Raw genomic sequence first — 17647 nt, forward strand, 5'->3', positions numbered from 1 at the left:
GTCGATGCGCGGCGGCGCGTAAACGCGCCTTTACTCCGCGCATTGGCACCAAGACCTGAACGTCTACTCCAGGCCGCAACCCGCCCCACCCCGTCTTTCCCGATGCCCCTTTCACCCGCACGCGCCGCCGCATAATTGCCCTTGCACCCAAACTCGAATCCCGGTCACCTGTGAAAAACCGAGGGAGAAATTCATGGGCATTATCAAGGCCGCCGTCTGCCACCGATTCGGCGCCCCGCTCAGCATCGAGAACGTCCACCTGCGCGCGCCAGGGGCCGGCGAGATCGAGGTCGCGCTCGACGCCGTGGCGATCTGCCATTCCGACATCACCTATGCCGATGGCGGCTGGGGCGGCACGCTACCGGCGGTCTACGGCCACGAGGCGGCGGGCCGGGTGCGCGCCACGGGCGCGGGCGTCACCGGCATCGCGCCGGGCGACCCGGTGGTGGTCACGCTCATTCGCGCCTGCGGGCAATGCCCCTCCTGCGCTGGGGGCCGCCCCACCGGATGCGAGACCCCCTATGACGGCGATCGCGGGCCGCTCAGCCTGCCGGATGGCAGCACGCTGCATCAGGCGATGGCCTGCGGTGCCTTTGCCGAGGCGGTCGTCGTGCATCACAGCCAGGTCGTGAAACTGCCCGAGGGGATCGACATGGCCGCCGCCTCGCTTCTGGCCTGCGGCGTCATCACCGGCGTGGGCGCCGTGGTGAACGCGGCCCATCTGCGCGCGGGCGAGGATGTGGTGGTGATCGGCGCGGGCGGCGTCGGGTTGAACGCCATCCAGGGCGCGCGCATCGCGGGCGCGCGGCGCATCGTGGCCGTGGACATGACCGAGGAAAAGCTCGCCACCGCCCGCGAATTCGGCGCCACCGACGGGGTGCTCGCCACCAACGCAAAACCGTGGCGCGCGGCGAAACAGGCGATGGGGCGCGGCGCGGACGCGGTCTTCGTCACCGTGGGCGCGGCGCGCGCCTATGACGCGGCGCCCCGCTATCTCTCCGGGGGTGGCCGGATGGTAATGGTCGGCATGCCCCATTCCGGCGACGAGAGCCGCTATGAAGCCGCCAATTTTGCCGCCGCCGGGCAGGCGATGATCGGCTCCAAGATGGGCGAAACGGTGATCCGCCGCGACATCCCCTGGATGGTCGATCTCTACGCGCAGGGGCGGCTGAAACTCGACGAACTGATCTCGAACCGCTGGCCGCTCGACCGGATCAACGAGGCCATCGCCGACACCAAATCCGGGTCTGCGCGGCGCAACGTGATCGTGTTCGGCTGACCGCACGGGCACCGACGCGATACCGACGAAATACCGACACGATACCGACAGGCAAAACCAGCCCCCGGAGACCCCCATGAAACTCGCCGATCTCGACATCATCGTGACCTCCCCGCCCGCGCCGGGCTGGGGCGGGTGCTATTGGATTCTCGTCAAGCTCACCACCGATGACGGGATCACCGGCTGGGGCGAATGCTATGCCGCAAGCGTCGGACCAGAGGCCATGCGCACCGTGATCGAGGATGTGTTCGCGCGCCATATGGCGGGTGAAAGCCCTGAAAACATTGAACTTATGTTCCGCCGCGCCTATTCCTCGGGCTTCACGCAGCGGCCCGACCTGACGGTCATGGGCGCGTTCTCGGGGCTGGAAATCGCCTGCTGGGACATCCTCGGCAAGGCGCGCGGGCGGCCCGTCTGGGCGCTACTCGGGGGCCGGATGAACGACCGTATCCGCGCCTATACCTACCTCTACCCCCTGCCCCATCATGACCTGACCGCCTTCTGGACCTCCCCCGAGATGGCCGCCGATAGCGCGCTAGACTGTGTAAGTCGCGGATATACCGCGATAAAATTCGACCCCGCCGGCCCCTACACCATGCGCGGCGGGCACATGCCCGCGATGTCCGACATCTCGCTCTCGGTGGCCTTCTGCCGCGCCATCCGAGAGGCCGTGGGCGACCGCGCCGACCTTCTTTTCGGCACCCACGGACAGTTCACCACCGCCGGTGCCATCCGCCTCGGCCAGGCGCTCGAACCCTATTCGCCGCTCTGGTTCGAAGAGCCTGTACCCCCTGATAACATTGACGAAATGGCCCGCGTCGCCCGCGCCGTGCGCATTCCCGTCGCCACCGGCGAGCGGCTCACCACAAAGGCCGAGTTCGCCGCAGTGCTGCGCGCGGGGGCCGCCGAAATCCTGCAACCGGCCCTTGGCCGCGCGGGCGGCATCTGGGAGATGAAGAAGGTCGCCGCCATCGCCGAGGCCCACAACGCGCAAATGGCCCCCCACCTCTACGCCGGTCCTGTCGAATGGGCAGCGAATGTGGCTCTTTCCGCCTCGATCCCCAACATCTTGATGGCAGAGACCATCGAGACCCCCTATCACGCGGCGCTCATCAAGGGCGGCATCACGGTCGAGGACGGCTTCATCACGCCACCCCAGACACCGGGGCTTGGCATCGAGATTGACGAGGCCCTCGCCCGCGCCCACCCTTTTGAGGGCGACGGCCTCCACCTCGAGATGCAGGACGCGCCCTGCGACTACGTCAACGGTAACAGCTTCGCCGGGGGCGCGCCGCTCAAGACGGAGTGAGGGCGCGTTTGGCCTTGAGCTGCCATTCAACGCACCGGGTGAGGAGACGCCGGCGCCCGACCGCGGGTGGGCGACCAACCGGTTGTGGTCGTCACTTTATGGTGCCAAATACTGCAACAATTGTGCGGAGTTAGACGTCACAAAAGCGCCCGCCCGGGGGGCGGTCGGGCGCTGCGCGGCGGCGCGTGAACGCGCCTTTATTCCGCGCATTGGCACCAAGCTGTGAAGGTCCGCTCCATGCCAATCACGGCAATACTTGCAGCCACAGCCATGCCGTCACCACCGTCAGCCCCGTGGCGATCAGCACGCTTGACGCCGCCACCCGCTTGGCATGACCATACATGTTGGCGAAGATATAGGCATTGACCCCCGGCGCCATCGCCGCCGTCACCACCGCCGCGCGCAAGCCCTCCACCGGCAGCGACAGCGCCCGGCCCAGCCCGTAGGTGATCGCCGGGTGCGCCACCAGCGAGACCGCACAGACATAGAGGATCGCGCGCATGTCGCCCTCGGGGCGGTACTGCACCAGCACACCCCCCAGCCCGAACAGCGCCGCCGGAAGCGCCGCGCGCACCATCAGGTCGAGCGCGTCGTTCACCGGCCCCGGGATCGGCAGCCCCGACAGGTTGACCGCAAAGCCCGCGGCGATACCCATGATGAGCGTGTTGGAGAACATCGCGCGCCCCACCTTGGCCGCGACCGTCACCCCGCTCTGTCCGCGCGCGCGCACCACCTCCATCGCGGTGATGCCGATGCCGTAGCAAAACGGGGAATGCACCGCGATGATCGCGAAATTGGCCGAGAGCGCGCCCACCCCGTAGGCGCGCTCCATGATCGGCAGGCCCAGCAGGACCGAGTTGGAGAAGAGACCGCAAAAGCCGATGGCCACCGCATCTTCCCACGACCGGCCAAAGATCAGCCGCGCGCCGAAAAGCCCCAACAGGAACCCCGACAGCGCCCCGGTATAAAAGCTCAAGAGCAGCCGCCAGTCGAAGCTCTGCGCCAGATCGAGCCGCGCCAGCGCCGCGAAGAGCAGGCAGGGGATGGCGAATTTCTGGGTGAAGGTCATGAGACCATCCACGCCCGCCGCGCTGAACCAGCCTCGCCAGACCGCGAGATAGCCGAACCCGATCACCATAAAGACCGGAAGTATGACCTCGAGAAGCGCCTGCACCGGCTCAGACCGCGTAGCGGATCACCATCCCGTCAAAGGCGGGGGTGACATGCGCGGGCGTCTCGTCGGCGACGGTCGCGTAGTCCATATCGATATGCATGTTGGTCAGCACCGCCCGGCGCGGGGCGGCGCGTGCGATCCACTCCAGCGCAAGGTCGAGATGCGCGTGCGTCGGGTGCGGCGTGCGCCTGAGCGCGTCGAGCACCCAGCAATCGAGCCCTTCGAGCGCGGGCCAGACCGGCTCCGGGATATCCAACACGTCCGGCAGATAGGCCAGATCACCAATGCGAAACCCCAGCGCGTCAATGCTGCCATGCCGCACGGTGAACGGGGTCAGCGTGATCGCTCCGCCCTGCCCTTCGATGGTGAAGGAGCCGTCGATCGTGTGCATGTCGAGGATCGGCGGATACGGGCTGTCCTCGGGCTGCACGAAGGCATAGCCGAACCGCGAATAGAGCGCGTTCTGCGTGTCGCCATCGGCGTAGACCGGCAGTCGCTGGCGCATGTTGAAGACGATCATCCGCAGATCGTCGATGCCGTGGACGTGATCGGCATGGGAATGTGTATAAACAACCGCGTCGAGCGCGCCGACACCGGCATCCAATAGCTGCGCACGAAGATCCGGCGAGGTGTCGATCAGCACCCGGGTCACGCCCGCCCCGGTCTCGTGCTCCACCAGCATCGAACAGCGGCGGCGGGAATTGCGCGGCTCGCCCGGATCACAGTCCCCCCAATGCCCGCCGAGCCGTGGCACGCCGCCCGACGACCCGCAGCCGAGGATGGTAAACCGCAACTCCCCCATCAGAGCACCGCCCGCGAGAACAGCCGCTCGAAATTTGCCTCGGTCTGCGCGGCGAACTCGGGCCAATCCATACCGAACACCTCCGCCCCCTTCCGCGCGGTATGCGCGGTATAGGCCGGCTCGTTGCGCTTGCCGCGATAAGGCGGCGGCGCGAGATAGGGTGCGTCGGTCTCGACAAGGATGCGATCCACCGGGGCGGACGCAAAGATATCGCGCAGCTCCTGGCTCTTGGGAAAGGCGGCAATTCCGGACATCGACAGGTAGAACCCCAGGTCAAGCGCCGCCCGCGCCAATCCCGCACCGGACGAAAAGCAATGCATCACGCAATCATAGGGCCCGTTGCGGTATTCCTCGGCTAGGATACGCGCCATGTCCTCATCCGCCGCGCGGGCATGAATGATAAGCGGCAGGCCGGTTTCCCGCGCGGCCGCGATATGCACGCGCAGGCTCTGCTGCTGCACCTCCGCACTCTCGGCGGTGTAGTGGTAGTCGAGCCCCGACTCGCCGATGCCGACGAACTTGGGATGCGCAGCCAGCGCGACCAGGTCCTCTACGGTGGCCATCGGCTCCTCGCTCGCGCTCATCGGGTGAGTTCCGGCAGCATAGAACACATGGCGGTACGCCTCGGCGATGGCGCGAACCTGCGGCTCCTGCCGCAGCCGCGTGCAGATCGTCACCATGCGGTGCACGCCCGCCTCGCGTGCCCGCGCGATGATCTCGTCGCGCTCCCCGTCGAAATCGGGAAAATCGAGATGGCAGTGGCTGTCGGTGATACGGATGTCGGTGCTCATGCGTCCCCTGCGAGGCCAGGGCTAACCCCCGGCGGTCTGCTTAATCCTGAGCACGGTATCTAGGACAAGGCTGACAGGGTCAAGGTTGACCGCCAGCCCGTGACGCGCACGCGAACCGACCTCCTCCGAGACCTGCGCCCAGAGCCGCGCACGCCTCGCGTCGGGGGCAAGCCGTGCCAGGAGTTCCGCCTCGCCGGGGGCCGCCTCGACGGCGGGCGGCGCGCCGGTGGCCCCGGTCCGCGCCAGCCGCGCGAGAAACAGGTCGATGAGCGAGAACAGCAGGCTGCGCCGCGCCTCGGCCCCGCGCTGCGCCACCGCCTCGGCAAGGCGCAGCGCGCGCGCCCGATCAAACCGCGGCAAGCTCTCCATCAGCGCCACGATCTCGGCGTAGAGCGCCACGCCGTCGAGCGTGACCAACCGCACCGCCGCGCCCACCGACCCCGCGGCCAGTTCGGCCAGTACCGCCGCGTCGCCACCGGGGTCGATCCCCGCCTGATCCAGCGCACGGGCCATGTCCTCGGGCCCCAGCGGCACCAGCCGCAGCATCCGGCAGCGCGAGCGGATCGTCGGCAATAGGCTCGATGGCTGATGCGCGATGAGCAGCATCACCGTCCGCGCGGGCGGCTCCTCAAGCATCTTGAGGAGCGCGTTGGCAGCCTGCGGGTTAAGCTCGTCAGCGGCATCGACGATCACCACCCGCCGCCCGCCATCGGCAGCGGAAAGCGAAAAGAAATTGCCCATCTTGCGCACTTCGGCCACGCGGATGTCCTGCGCCAGCCGGTCGCCCTTGTCGTTGGGGCCGCGCCGCAGCAGGAACAGCCCCGGCTCCGACAGTGCCAGAATTCGCCGCGCGACCGGATGCCCGGGGTCCACGTCCAGCGTCTCGGGCGGCGGTGGCGCGCCGAATAACGCGTCTTCCTGCGCTTCCTGGTGAGTCAGCAGGAACCGCGCGATGCGCCAGGCGAGCGTGGCCTTTCCCACGCCGTTTGGACCGGTCAGCATCCAGGCGTGGTGGAGACGACCCGTGGCATGGGCGTCGAGAAACGCCGCCTCGGCCACCCCCTGCCCCATCAGGCACATTGTCTCGCGCGGGTGCGGCGCGCCCTCGGCGCGATCGGGCTCTGGCAAAACATCCTCGTTCATGCCAGCCGCGCCTCCACCGCGCGCGCCACGTCCACCGCCACCGCCTCGGGGGGACGGGCGCCGTCGATCACCGCGACGCGGTCGGGAAATTCCTCGGCCAGCGCGAGAAACCCCGCCCGCAGCCGCTTCTGCAACCCCTCGCCGAAATCCTCGAACCGCGCCTCGCCGCCCCCTCGCTCGGCGGCCCGCGCGAGGCCCTCGCGCGGGCCGATATCGATGAGCAGCGTCAGATCGGGCTCGCGCGCGATCATCAGCGCGTGCAACTCGTCCACCACCGGGCGCAGGTCGGCGCGGCCCACCCCCTGATAGACGCGGGTGCTGTCGGCGAAACGGTCCGAGATCACCACCGCCCCGCGCTCGATCGCGGGCGCGATCACCCGCTCGAGATGGTCGCGCCGCGCGGCGGTAAACAGCAACAACTCGGTCTCGGGCGACCAGCGATCTCCGTCACCCGTCAGCAGCAGCTTGCGGATCTCCTCGGCCCCGGGGCTGCCGCCCGGCTCACGCGTGAGCACCACCTCGCGCCCCGCCCCGCGCAGCCGATCTGCCAGAAGCCGCGCCTGTGTGGACTTGCCCGACCCGTCGATCCCCTCGAAGCTGACGAACAGCCCGCGCCCGCTCAAGACGCACCCTCTGGAACCTCTCGCAACCGCCCAAGAAGCTGCCCCGCCACCATGCGCAGCCGGGTCACGAACCCGCCCTGCGCCACCGCCTCGGTTGCAACCAGTTGAACGCGCGTCTCGGGCAGACCCTCGGGGGTCAGCACGAGTTCGGCCAGCGGATTGCCCTTGGCCACGGGCGCGCGGATCGGCCCGGTATAGACCACCTCAGCCGCCAGCCGCTTGCTGTCGAGCACCGGCAGCAGCGTCTCGATATCCTGCGCCGGAGCGAGCCCCACCTCCCCCGCCTCGCCCATCCAGACCGGCGCGCGGGCCACCACCTCGCCTTCGCGCAGCACGGTCTTGCGGGTGAATTGCCGGAACGCCCAGTTGACGATCGCCTCGGATTCCCGGGCGCGCTGCGCCGCGCTGTCGAGCCCGCTGATCGCGAAGATGATCCGCTGACCATCCTGCACGGCCGAGCCGACAAGCCCGTAGCCCGCCGCCTGCGTGTGCCCGGTCTTGAGCCCGTCCGCGCCGATCCCGAGCCCGAGCAGCGGGTTGCGGTTGTGGATATTGGCGGGCGCGCGCCCGTCGAAGCTGAACTCCCGCTCGGCGAACATCTGGTAGAACTCCGGGAAATCCTCGATGATGTGGCGCGACAGGAGCGCCAGGTCGCGCATCGACATCACATGTCCCTCGGCGGGCCAGCCGTTGGAATTCTTGAAGACGGAGTTGGTCATGCCAAGGGCTTGCGCGCGCTGCGTCATGTGGCGGGCGAATCCGGCCTCCGTGCCGTCGGGGCTCAGCGCCTCGGCGATCACCGCGCAAGCGTCATTGCCCGACAGCACGACAATCCCGCGCAACAGGTCCTCGACGCGCACCCGGTCTGTGGTATCGAGGAACATGGTCGATCCGCCATAGCTCATCGCGTGCCGCGAGACCGGAAGCCGCTCGTCGAGCGAGAGCCGCCCCTCCCGGATCGCGTCGAACGCCACGTAGAGCGTCATCAGCTTGGACATCGACGCAGGCGGCAGCGGCGTGTCACCGTTCTTGTTCAGAAGCACCGTACCGGTGGCCACATCCATCACAAAGGCCGCGCGCGCGCTCGTCTCGAATGCGCGCGCCGGCACCGCCAGGACAACCACCAGCAGGGCCGACAAACAGACATTCACAAATCTCATAACGGCATCCCCCGTTCAGTTGGTGACCGCGTAGGCATCGCCAAAGCCGATTCCCTTGACCTTCTCCAGGATCGCGGCGCGTTCGGTGGCCGTGCGCATGGGCCCGACCACGACCCGCCAGAAGCGCTTGCCCTGCGAGGTCTGATCGAACACCGTGGGCACCATGCCCGCCTGCCGCAGGGCGGTGGCGGTGTTGCGGGCGTTCTGCTCGATGCTGAAGATACCCACCTGAACATAAGGCTTGGCAAGCGCCGAGGCGGCGCGCCCCGGATCTTGCTCAGGCTCAGGCTCCGGCTCAGGCGCGGCCTCGGACGCTTGCGGTGCGGCGGCAGCCTCCTCCACCTCGGCGGCCTCGATCGCGGCGGCGGCCCCGGCCACCGGGTCGAGATCGCTCGCCGCAATCTCGGGCGCGGGGGCGACCTCCTGCGCAGCCCCGGTGTCCTCGGATGCCGCCGCGTCGTCCTCGACGGGGGCTTCCTCGCGGCGCAGGGCCGTGACGTTGAGCTGTTGGGGCGAACCCGCCAGCAGACCGAGCGCCGCCGCCGCATCCGAGGACACCTGGAAGGCCGGGCCGGGCACGTCGCGCTGACGCCGGAACAGCGCCCCGATGACGAACTTGCCATCGTCCGTGTTGCGGATGATGACACGCTCGGGATCCTTGACATCGGGATGCGCCACCCAGACCCCGCCGAGCGATGGCCGCCCGTCCCAAAGCCCCATGTCCGTCGCCTGGAATACCTCGGGAACCTCGACATCGCGCTCCACCAGCCGGGTCGAGCGCGTGTTGCCATCGACCGCCTCGCCCTGTTCGCCCGCGCCAGGCTGCAGCAGGGTAAAGTTTCCGCTCTCGTCGCATCCCGCAAGCAACGCCACCCAGAGCCCCGCCAACAGGACCGGGCCGCGGCCCAGGGATCCGCCTCGTGTCACTCGCTTCATGATATGCCTCTCGCCTGTGCTGCGCGCGGACTTGTCATCTTCCGCCTCTTCGCGCACCAGTCTACCCTGTCCGCCTCAGCGTGAAAAGCGCGCAGCCGGACACTGCGCGGATTTCCCTGCTGGCGGGTCCGGGACAGCGAGGTACTTTCAGAATCGCGCGCGCCCCGCTACTGACGTCTCACTCACCGCGCCCGCGCGCGACCGGAAGGGTGGCAGAGTGGTCGATTGCACCGGTCTTGAAAACCGGCGATGTGCAAGCATCCGTGGGTTCGAATCCCACCCCTTCCGCCACCCAACTCACCATATATCAGAGGCAAATTATTGATATATATAGGATAAATTTAACTATACTCCACCTCTCGACATTCTGGCCTACGTTCTTGCTCTACAATTCGCTATACAAAATGCTTTACACTATCTTGGTAAAGTGAGGGGCACATCGTGGCGATCAAGAAACGAGGTAAGGGCCTTTCCCTCTACAGAGGAGTGCCGAAACGCTATGAGGCCGTAGAACTGAGTGCCGCGCAGACGTCAGCTGCGAACGCAGATACGGCATGGGTAACAGGTGGTGCATTACTGTTCTTCCCTGTGATGGCTGTTGCGGCCGCTGGACCAGACCACGCTGATGAAATCGCCTCGCTTAAGGGACAAAGGAACGCACTGCGCGAACAAACCGTAGCCTCTGGATGTTGATCGGTCGCGAGATCTAAAAATGGTATCCCTTCTTCGATGTTGCTCTGGCACTGGATGATAATTAGCGTGAAACTGGGATAAGCAGCTGGTCAGATGTAATTATTGCGAATAGCGAGAAGTCGCACTGAAAACCATCCGACCAGCCATCCACCAAGGTGCGCTTCCCATGCCAAGCCGCCACTGAGGATCACGAAGAAGACAAGATTCGCAGCGGCGAGCCCCAGAATTCCTGTAATAACCGGACGCACCGGCAGACCTGCGTCTTTTCGCATTCGATAATCCCAAGCCTGCCAGAGTCCGAGCAGCCCGAACACAGCTCCCGACGCTCCGATCATCGGCCCGCTGCTGTGAGAGAGAAGCCCAAAAGCAAGCCCGCCACCAACGGCCGATAGGAACAACAGTAGTAGTGTTCTGGCTGCCCCAATACGGCTGGCGGCGAACTTGCCTAATGAAAGCAGAATGACGCTGTTGATCGCGAGATGCAGGATGCCGCCGTGCAGGAACGCGTATGTGACAAGCATGAACAGCTTCTGGCCTGGATACAGAGGCGTCATCGCTCCTGCGAAGATTGGCTGCCAAAAGGCACCTACCGCAAATGCCTGCCGCCTCCAGTTGAACGACCCCAGGTAACCGGCCTCGGAGAGGTTGAGAGCGAACTCGATGACGGCCATGACGCCGACGAGGATCAAGAGGAAAGCCGGGGCCCCAGCCCCCTGCGCCTGGGATTGCCCGTGATTATCTGGTGGGAGTCGGTTCGTCATTCATCGTCACATATCTGCTCGCACTCTATCGAGCCAGAGGTTTGCATGTTTCACCCGTGCACCTCAGCCGGGCAATTGCGCAGAGTTGGGTCTTGTGTCATTCCAAGACACCGAGGTTTTCGATAATTCCTGCTATACATTTTGCTATACAAAACGCTTTACCTTAGTAATTATAACCCATTTATTATCAATTGCTTACAAGACCTCTGTCAGGAAGGCAGCAGACACCTCTTCCGCCATAAATTACCTGTAATATTCTGATTTTTTATAAATAAACTCCCAACCAGGAATCCCAGCCCCCGGCGTATTCCCCACAACGATGGTGCTTACCCCGGAACAGGCTGGAAGTTGCCGATCTATCCGTCGCCGCATTCAACCAACCAGCCCGCACGCCCACCGCCCGCGCTGGGCTTACGTTATTCTCGCCTTGCCCTCGGGCGGTCCCGGACCGGTGCTTTCGGCGCCGTGAAACCGACAACGCCGCTCGGCAGGCTGCCAGACGCCCCTGATCCGCCGATCCGTCCGTGATACTCTCGCGCAGCGCGCTGAGGTCGTCGCGGCAACGGAAGGGAAAACCCATGCTGCCCGCCCCGTTAACCCCGCCGCGGACCGATCCCGGCACCGACGCAATACCGACAGGATACCGACGCGATACCGAACATGTTTTTCCTGTTATTTCCGTGCGTTAACCCTGATTCGCCACCGCGCGGCGCACCATGTCCCAATAAAGCGCCTCGACCTCTGCCAGGCTCAGCCGCCCGCGTTCGCGGAACCAGGTGTTGACGCCCGTCAGCATGGCGATGAGTGCCATCGCCCCGATCCGCGGTTCGGCCACGGCAAAGCGGCCCTCGGCCACGCCGCGGCGCAGGATCGCCTCCAGACGGGTCTCGTAATCGCGGCGCAACCCCTCGATAACATTGAAGTTTTCAGGATCGAGATTGCGCAGCTCCATGTACGAGACAAAGACCGCGTCGGCACGCCGCGTGTTGAACCGGATGTGGAACCGCGTGAACGCCTCGAGCGCGGCCCGCACCCCCGCCTCGGGCGGCGGGGTGGCGGCATCCCACGCCGCCAGCAATTCCTCCATATGCGCGCGCATCAGCTCGAACAGCAGTGTCTGCTTGTCCGGGGTGTAGTTATAGAGCGCGCCCGCCTGCACCCCAACCTCGGCCGCGATTTTCCGCATGGAAACAGCGGCATAGCCGTGCCGCGCGAACAGGTGCAGCGCCGCCTCGCGCACCCGCGGGCCAGTGATGTCGGAATGCGATCCTTGCGTGCGTGCCATGAGACATGGTTTATCTGAACATCCGTTCAAATCAAGGCCCGGCTTGCCCCCGCCCCCCTGGGATGGCAAGAAAGGGTGTCGGTTTTGCCACGAGGCTTTGATGCACCCCCTGCCCGCCTGTCTTGCCGCGTTGATCGCGCTTGCCGCCTGCACCGAGCCCTACCCCTTGGCCCCCGAGCTCGCCGCTTCGGGTGCCGACGCACCCTACCCCGAGCTGGTCCCGGTCGAGTGGATCACGGCACAGGTGCCGCCCGCCACCGACAATCGCACCATCCTCGCCCGCACCGAAGCGATCGACGCCCGCGCCGCCCGCCTGCGCGCCCGCGCAGATCGCCTGCGCGACCCGGTCATCGACCCCGACACCAAAACCCGGATGCGCGAGGGCGTGGACGGCTGACGTGCGTTGCAAGGCCGCGGCGAACCGGTTACATCGCGCCGCAACCCACGCGACTTTGAGTATCGGAGACATCCATGAGCACCCCCCTGCGCCTCGGCATTGCCGGGCTTGGCACCGTCGGCACCGGCGTGGTGCGCATCGTCCGCCAGAAGGCCGAGATCCTCGCCCGCCGCGCAGGACGCCCGGTCACGATCTCTGCCGTCTCGGCGCGCACCCGCGACCGCGATCGCGGCGTGAGCCTCTCGGGCTACGCATGGGAGGACGACCCGGTGGCGCTGGCGCGGCGCGACGACGTCGATGTGTTCGTCGAGCTGATGGGCGGCTCGGACGGCCCGGCCAAGGCCGCGACCGAAGCGGCCATCGCCACTGGCAAGGACGTGGTCACCGCCAACAAGGCGATGCTCGCCCATCACGGGCAAGCGCTGGCACTGGCCGCCGAGGAGGCGGGGCGCGTGATCCGTTTCGAGGCGGCGGTAGCGGGGGGGATCCCTGTCGTCAAGGCGCTGACCGAAGGGTTGGCCGCCAACGAGATCATCCGCGTGATGGGCGTGATGAACGGCACATGCAACTATATCCTGACGCGGATGGAGGCCACGGGCCAAGGCTATAACGCGCTGTTCGAAGAGGCTGACAAGCTGGGCTATCTGGAGGCCGATCCCAATCTCGACGTGGGCGGGGTCGACGCGGGGCACAAGCTGGCACTGCTGGCCGCCATCGCCTTCGGCTGTCAGGTGGATTTCGAGGGGGTGACGCTGGAGGGCATCCAGGACATCACGCTCGACGATATCCACCGCGCCGCCGATATGGGCTACCGGATCAAGCTCCTGGGTGTGGCGCAGATGACAGGGCGGGGGCTCGAGCAGCGTATGTCGCCCTGCCTCGTCCCGGCGGCAAGCCCCTTGGGACAACTCGAGGGCGGCACCAACATGGTGGTGCTCGAGGGCGACCAGGTCGAGCAGATCGTGCTGCGCGGCCCTGGCGCGGGCATGGGCCCCACGGCGAGCGCTGTGATGGCCGACGTGATGGATATCGCGCGCGGGGCCCGTATCTCCACCTTCGGCCAGCCCGCCGCGCGCCTCGATACCTGCGCGCACGCAGGCACCGCAACGCCCGCGCCCTACTACCTGCGCATGGCGTTGCGCGACAAGCCGGGCGCGCTGGCCAAGGTGGCGACGTGCCTCGGCGAGGCGGGCGTCTCGATCGACCGCATGCGCCAGTATCGCCATGAGGACACCACCGCCCCGGTGCTGATCGTGACCCACAAGACCAACCGCGACGCGCTCGACACGGCGCTGGCCGGCATCCGCCGACTCGACGTTCTGGCAGCCGACCCTGTCGCGCTGCGGATCGAGGCGGTCTGAGCCGCGGCTTGTGCGCACAGATCGCCGTGGCTAGTGTTGCCGAAGCTCATTCACAAGGACCGCTCCATGAATTCCGAAATCGCTTTCAATGACCGTATGCTCTCGCTCGGGCTGGCGCGCGTGGCCGAGCAGGCGGCGCTGGCCTGCGCCGACCTCATCGGGCGCGGCGACGAAAAGGCCGCCGACCAGGCCGCCGTCAACGCCATGCGCGAACAGCTCAACATGCTCGCCATGAAAGGCGTGGTGGTCATCGGCGAGGGCGAACGCGACGAGGCGCCGATGTTGTACATCGGCGAGGAAGTGGGCAGTGGCGACGGCCCCGGCGTGGATATCGCGCTCGATCCGCTCGAGGGCACGACGCTCACCGCCAAGGCCATGCCCAACGCGCTCACCGTGATCGCGATGGCGCCACGCGGCACGCTGCTGCACGCGCCCGACACCTACATGGACAAGCTGGCGATCGGACCAGGATATCCCGAGAACGTAGTGTCGCTCACCATGACCCCGCGTGAACGGGTCGAGGCATTGGCAAAGGCGCGGGGCTGTCGCCCCTCCGAGATCACCGTCTGCGTGCTCGAACGCCCGCGCCACGAGGACATGATCGCCGAGTTGCGCGGCACCGGTGCCGCGGTGCACCTTATCACCGATGGCGACGTGGCCGGCGTGATCCACTGCGCGGAATCCGAGCGCACCGGTATCGACATGTACATGGGCGTGGGTGGTGCGCCCGAGGGGGTACTGGCGGCGGCGGCGCTCAAGTGCATGGGCGGGCAGATGTGGGGGCAGTTGGTGTTCCGCAACGACGACGAACGCGGGCGCGCGGAAGCTGCCGGGATCACCGATTTCGACCGGGTCTATGCCCGCGACGAGATGGTGACCGACCAGGTCATCTTTGCCGCCACAGGGGTCACCGATGGCTCGATCCTCAAGGGGGTGCACCGGCGGCCCGGCTTTGTCGAGACCGAGACCGTGCTGATGCGCTCGCGCACCGGATCGGTGCGGCGCATGGTCTATCGCAGCAGGCGCGACTGAACGCGCCCCCTTTAGTATTTGGGGCAAGATGAAAAGGGGAACGCGGTGAGCGCCTATCTCGGCGTGGAACGCTCATTGACCGGGCGGCGCTGGACCGGGCCGGGCATCGAGGTCGAGCGGCAGGCCGAGGCGATGGCACAGGCAACCGGCCTTCCCAGCGCGCTCTGTCAGACGCTGGCGCGGCTGGGCGTGCCCGCGGCGGAGGCCGAGGGCTACCTGAGCCCCACCCTGCGAGACCTGCTGCCCGATCCGCGCTCGTTGCGCGACATGGAGGCGGCGGCGACGCGGCTTCTGGCGGCGGCGCAGGCACGCGAGCGGATCGCCATCTTTGCCGATTACGATGTCGATGGCGGGGCCTCGGCGGCGCTGGTGATCGACTGGTTGCGGCGGATGCACGCCCCCGCGCCCACGCTCTACGTCCCCGATCGCATCGACGAGGGCTATGGCCCGAACGCCCCCGCAATGACGGCGCTCGCGGCCCGGCACGACCTGGTCATCTGCGTGGATTGCGGCACCCTGAGTCACGACGCGCTGGCGGCGGCTGCAGGGGCGGACGTCGTGGTGCTCGACCATCACCTGGGCGCAGAGACGCTGCCGCCCGCGCTGGCGGTGGTCAACCCCAACCGGCAGGACGAGAGCGGTGACCTGGCGCATCTGTGCGCCGCGGCGGTGGTGTTTCTGGTACTGGTGGAGGCGGGGCGTCAGCTGCGCGTCTCGGGCGGCGCGGAACCGGACCTGATGGCGCTGCTCGACCTCGTGGCGCTGGCGACGGTGGCCGATGTCGCACCACTGACAGGTGTCAATCGTGCCTTCGTGCGGCAGGGGCTAAAGGTGATGGGGCGGCGCGCGCGCCCCGGGCTGGTGGCGCTTGGCGATGCCGCACGGCTCGACCGACCACCCGCCGCCTATCATCTGGGTTTCGTGCTGGGGCCGCGGATCAACGCGGGCGGCCGCGTCGGGCAGGCCGATCTGGGCGCGCGGCTGCTTGCCACCGAGGATGTCGGCGAGGCGCGCGCACTGGCGGAGCAGCTCGAGAGGCTCAACGAGGAACGCCGCGAGATCGAGGCGGCGGTGCGCGCCGCGGCGCTCGCGCAGGCCGAGGCGCGCGGGGTGGATGCACCGCTGGTCTGGGCCGCGGGCGAGGGCTGGCACCCGGGCGTGGTGGGTATCGTCGCGAGCCGCCTCAAGGAGATGACCAACCGCCCCGCCGTGGTGATCGGGCTGGAGGGCGACGAGGGCAAGGGATCGGGCCGGTCGGTGTCGGGTGTTGATCTCGGTGCGGCGGTGCAGCGCCTGGCGCGCGAGAACCTCTTGCTCAAGGGTGGCGGGCACCGGATGGCCGCGGGGTTGACCGTAGCGCGCGACCGGCTGGAGCCGGCGATGGCGCGGCTGTCGGAACTGCTGGCCCGACAGGGAGCGGGTACGGTCGGTCCGGCCGATCTGCGGCTCGACGGCGTGCTCATGCCCGGGGCTGCGACGCCCGAACTCGTCGAGCGGCTGGAAGCGGCGGGGCCGTTCGGTGCGGGCGCGCCGGGGCCGCGATACGTCTTTCCCGACTGCGCCATCGGCTATGCCCGCGCGGTAGGCGAGACGCACCTGAAGCTGCGGCTCAACGATGGGCTCGGCGGGCGGCTCGACGCCATCTCCTTCGGCGCGCTTGACGGCCCCCTGGGCCCTGCCCTGTTGGCCCATGGCGGCGCACGGTTCCACTTTGCCGGACGGCTCGAAATCAACCACTGGGGCGGGCGGCAGACCGTGCAGCTGCGGCTCGAGGATGCGGCCCACGCGGGATGAGGTGACGTTTTTTTCCACAGCTGCCGCTGGTTTTCTACAAAATGCCTCTTGCGCAGGCCGATGGTTTTTCATACTCACCCGTCACGCCAAGCACGGCCCGTTCGTCTATCGGTTAGGACGCCAGGTTTTCAACCTGGAAAGAGGGGTTCGATTCCCCTACGGGCTGCCACCCCCCTTCGACAACATTGATTAAGCCCTTGTTTTGAAGGGGTGTTATGCGTCACCCTAGGCCAAATCATCATCGACTGATCGCTTTTTGATGCACAATCCGATACCCAAGCGCTTGCGCGCGGCATCCCTTTGCGGCACCGTGACGTCATACCGATTCATCACCGCGGGTCCACCTGCTATCTTCGCCGCTGCGTGTCGAAGCGCTACGCATCGGTCGAGGACCGGGAAATCGTCTAACTTTCTCTCAAGACCGACAGCCTGACCGAGGCCCGCCGCTAGGAAGAAGAGGTCTGGAACAACCTGGTGGCGCAATGGGAAGCCTTGCTCCGTGGTGACACCGACCTCGCGCGGGAGCGATATGCTGCGGTGCGCGATCTGGCGCAGGCCCGGGGCTACGAGTTTCTGCCCGCCAAGAAGGTTGCCGAACTGCCCCTCGCCGAGATCATGGAGCGGTTTGAGGCGTCCCTGAACGCGCATGGCAATATCGACGACCGCAAGGGACGCGCCTTTCTCGGCGCCGTCAAGGAACCCGGGACCGCCAACAAGGAGATCAAGCTGTTCGGGACCGTGCTGCGCCGGGTGAACAAGATGCGCACGCTCGGCCTGGATCTGCCTCTGGGTATAGCCGTAAGTCTAACGCACGATGACGCGTACCCATGCGCCAAGGGCTTACAGAGCCCGAGAATCGCCCGCAGAGTGCGCTTGGCGGGCTTTCCGCCCAAAACGCCCCCACGAAATGCACCGGCGCGCACCTGCGACGGAATTTGCATGCCGCACACCCGAAAGCAGCTGTCGACCCCGCGCCCTGCCTTCCTGTCCCAGCCTGTCACGTCGAGTAAAACCCGGCAAACCTTCACTGCGGAGATGGAAGATTGGTGATCGAGCCGCACAGGAAACGTCAGCGACCCGCTTCTACAGCGCTCGTGCCACCGCGCT

General features: G+C 66.8%; 17 protein-coding genes and 2 tRNA genes. 10 read left to right on the plus strand and 9 right to left on the minus strand.

The window, feature by feature from the left end; all coding sequences use genetic code 11:
• The first annotated feature begins 193 nt into the window (after window positions 1-193).
• Both CRJ03_RS07775 and CRJ03_RS07780 read left to right on the plus strand, forming a co-directional pair.
• Window positions 194-1279 carry a zinc-binding dehydrogenase gene (locus CRJ03_RS07775; protein WP_104018341.1) on the plus strand — a complete coding sequence of 362 codons (1086 nt, stop codon included), beginning with the start codon at window positions 194-196 and terminating at the stop codon, window positions 1277-1279.
• Window positions 1280-1355: 76 nt separating this feature from the next.
• Window positions 1356-2588: a mandelate racemase/muconate lactonizing enzyme family protein gene (locus CRJ03_RS07780; protein ID WP_104018342.1), complete on the plus strand. Its 1233-nt coding sequence runs from the start codon at window positions 1356-1358 to the stop codon at window positions 2586-2588.
• Between the two features lie 244 nt (window positions 2589-2832).
• On the opposite strand, the gene CRJ03_RS07785 is transcribed toward CRJ03_RS07780, so the two are convergent.
• From CRJ03_RS07785 to CRJ03_RS07815, 7 genes are read right to left on the minus strand one after another with little or no spacing between them, the layout of a single operon-like run.
• Complete coding sequence (locus tag CRJ03_RS07785; protein ID WP_104018343.1) at window positions 2833-3762, minus strand: AEC family transporter; 930 nt, start codon at window positions 3760-3762, stop codon at window positions 2833-2835.
• Window positions 3763-3766: 4 nt separating this feature from the next.
• The gene (locus tag CRJ03_RS07790) at window positions 3767-4564 is read right to left on the minus strand and encodes an MBL fold metallo-hydrolase (protein WP_104018344.1); all 798 of its coding nucleotides are present in this window, start codon (window positions 4562-4564) and stop codon (window positions 3767-3769) included.
• A complete protein-coding gene (locus CRJ03_RS07795) occupies window positions 4564-5355 on the minus strand; it encodes a TatD family hydrolase (RefSeq protein ID WP_104018345.1) in 792 nt (263 codons plus the stop codon). The genes CRJ03_RS07790 and CRJ03_RS07795 overlap by 1 nt, the downstream gene beginning before the upstream one ends.
• Before the next feature lie 21 nt (window positions 5356-5376).
• Entirely contained in the window at window positions 5377-6498 is a 1122-nt protein-coding gene (locus CRJ03_RS07800) for a DNA polymerase III subunit delta' (protein ID WP_104018346.1), read from the minus strand.
• Window positions 6495-7121 (minus strand): dTMP kinase, encoded by a 627-nt coding sequence (gene tmk, locus CRJ03_RS07805; protein WP_104018347.1) that lies wholly within the window; start codon window positions 7119-7121, stop codon window positions 6495-6497. The genes CRJ03_RS07800 and tmk overlap by 4 nt, the downstream gene beginning before the upstream one ends.
• The gene (locus CRJ03_RS07810; RefSeq protein ID WP_104018348.1) at window positions 7118-8281 is read right to left on the minus strand and encodes a D-alanyl-D-alanine carboxypeptidase family protein; all 1164 of its coding nucleotides are present in this window, start codon (window positions 8279-8281) and stop codon (window positions 7118-7120) included. Before CRJ03_RS07810 ends, tmk begins: the two co-directional genes overlap by 4 nt.
• A gap of 15 nt (window positions 8282-8296) precedes the next feature.
• Complete coding sequence (locus CRJ03_RS07815; RefSeq protein WP_104018394.1) at window positions 8297-9217, minus strand: SPOR domain-containing protein; 921 nt, start codon at window positions 9215-9217, stop codon at window positions 8297-8299.
• A gap of 203 nt (window positions 9218-9420) precedes the next feature.
• On the opposite strand from CRJ03_RS07815, the gene CRJ03_RS07820 reads away from it, so the two are divergent.
• Window positions 9421-9508, plus strand: a tRNA-Ser gene (locus tag CRJ03_RS07820).
• A gap of 150 nt (window positions 9509-9658) precedes the next feature.
• Window positions 9659-9910: a hypothetical protein gene (locus tag CRJ03_RS19665; RefSeq protein WP_129590258.1), complete on the plus strand. Its 252-nt coding sequence runs from the start codon at window positions 9659-9661 to the stop codon at window positions 9908-9910.
• An 89-nt stretch (window positions 9911-9999) separates the two neighbouring features.
• Here the strand turns inward: CRJ03_RS19665 and CRJ03_RS07825 are convergent, their stop codons facing one another.
• Together CRJ03_RS07825 and CRJ03_RS07830 are read right to left on the minus strand one after the other, a co-directional pair.
• The gene (locus tag CRJ03_RS07825; RefSeq protein WP_240611603.1) at window positions 10000-10581 is read right to left on the minus strand and encodes a rhomboid family intramembrane serine protease; all 582 of its coding nucleotides are present in this window, start codon (window positions 10579-10581) and stop codon (window positions 10000-10002) included.
• 775 nt (window positions 10582-11356) lie between these two features.
• The gene (locus CRJ03_RS07830; protein ID WP_104018350.1) at window positions 11357-11956 is read right to left on the minus strand and encodes a TetR/AcrR family transcriptional regulator; all 600 of its coding nucleotides are present in this window, start codon (window positions 11954-11956) and stop codon (window positions 11357-11359) included.
• Between the two features lie 100 nt (window positions 11957-12056).
• Here CRJ03_RS07830 and CRJ03_RS07835 point away from each other — a divergent pair, with 100 nt between their 5' ends.
• The 6 genes from CRJ03_RS07835 (at window position 12057) to CRJ03_RS07860 (ending at window position 17590) form a co-directional block, all read left to right on the plus strand.
• Entirely contained in the window at window positions 12057-12353 is a 297-nt protein-coding gene (locus CRJ03_RS07835; RefSeq protein WP_104018351.1) for a hypothetical protein, read from the plus strand.
• A gap of 74 nt (window positions 12354-12427) precedes the next feature.
• A complete protein-coding gene (locus CRJ03_RS07840; protein ID WP_104018352.1) occupies window positions 12428-13714 on the plus strand; it encodes a homoserine dehydrogenase in 1287 nt (428 codons plus the stop codon).
• 66 nt (window positions 13715-13780) lie between these two features.
• Window positions 13781-14746, plus strand: a complete 966-nt coding sequence (gene glpX / locus CRJ03_RS07845; RefSeq protein ID WP_104018353.1) for a class II fructose-bisphosphatase — start codon at window positions 13781-13783, stop codon at window positions 14744-14746.
• A gap of 45 nt (window positions 14747-14791) precedes the next feature.
• Window positions 14792-16540 carry a single-stranded-DNA-specific exonuclease RecJ gene (gene recJ / locus CRJ03_RS07850; protein WP_104018354.1) on the plus strand — a complete coding sequence of 583 codons (1749 nt, stop codon included), beginning with the start codon at window positions 14792-14794 and terminating at the stop codon, window positions 16538-16540.
• 94 nt (window positions 16541-16634) lie between these two features.
• Window positions 16635-16709 (plus strand) — tRNA-Glu (locus CRJ03_RS07855).
• A gap of 305 nt (window positions 16710-17014) precedes the next feature.
• Window positions 17015-17590, plus strand: coding sequence for a hypothetical protein (locus tag CRJ03_RS07860; protein WP_104018355.1), 576 nt, complete (start codon window positions 17015-17017; stop codon window positions 17588-17590).
• The last annotated feature ends 57 nt before the right edge of the window (window positions 17591-17647 follow it).

Origin of the sequence: Roseovarius nitratireducens (genome assembly GCF_002925845.1) — a bacterium.
Lineage (GTDB): Bacteria > Pseudomonadota > Alphaproteobacteria > Rhodobacterales > Rhodobacteraceae > Roseovarius > Roseovarius nitratireducens.

Coding starts and splice junctions, on each gene's coding strand:
- CRJ03_RS07815 (WP_104018394.1), bottom strand. CDS start 9,217: ATGAAGCGAGTGACACGAGGCGGATCCCTGGGCCGCGGCCCGGTCCTG.
- CRJ03_RS07790 (WP_104018344.1), bottom strand. CDS start 4,564: ATGGGGGAGTTGCGGTTTACCATCCTCGGCTGCGGGTCGTCGGGCGGC.
- CRJ03_RS07810 (WP_104018348.1), bottom strand. CDS start 8,281: ATGAGATTTGTGAATGTCTGTTTGTCGGCCCTGCTGGTGGTTGTCCTG.
- glpX (WP_104018353.1), top strand. CDS start 13,781: ATGAATTCCGAAATCGCTTTCAATGACCGTATGCTCTCGCTCGGGCTG.
- CRJ03_RS07795 (WP_104018345.1), bottom strand. CDS start 5,355: ATGAGCACCGACATCCGTATCACCGACAGCCACTGCCATCTCGATTTT.
- CRJ03_RS07775 (WP_104018341.1), top strand. CDS start 194: ATGGGCATTATCAAGGCCGCCGTCTGCCACCGATTCGGCGCCCCGCTC.
- CRJ03_RS07800 (WP_104018346.1), bottom strand. CDS start 6,498: ATGAACGAGGATGTTTTGCCAGAGCCCGATCGCGCCGAGGGCGCGCCG.
- CRJ03_RS07825 (WP_240611603.1), bottom strand. CDS start 10,581: ATGGCCGTCATCGAGTTCGCTCTCAACCTCTCCGAGGCCGGTTACCTG.
- CRJ03_RS07830 (WP_104018350.1), bottom strand. CDS start 11,956: ATGGCACGCACGCAAGGATCGCATTCCGACATCACTGGCCCGCGGGTG.
- CRJ03_RS07835 (WP_104018351.1), top strand. CDS start 12,057: ATGCACCCCCTGCCCGCCTGTCTTGCCGCGTTGATCGCGCTTGCCGCC.
- CRJ03_RS07840 (WP_104018352.1), top strand. CDS start 12,428: ATGAGCACCCCCCTGCGCCTCGGCATTGCCGGGCTTGGCACCGTCGGC.
- CRJ03_RS07780 (WP_104018342.1), top strand. CDS start 1,356: ATGAAACTCGCCGATCTCGACATCATCGTGACCTCCCCGCCCGCGCCG.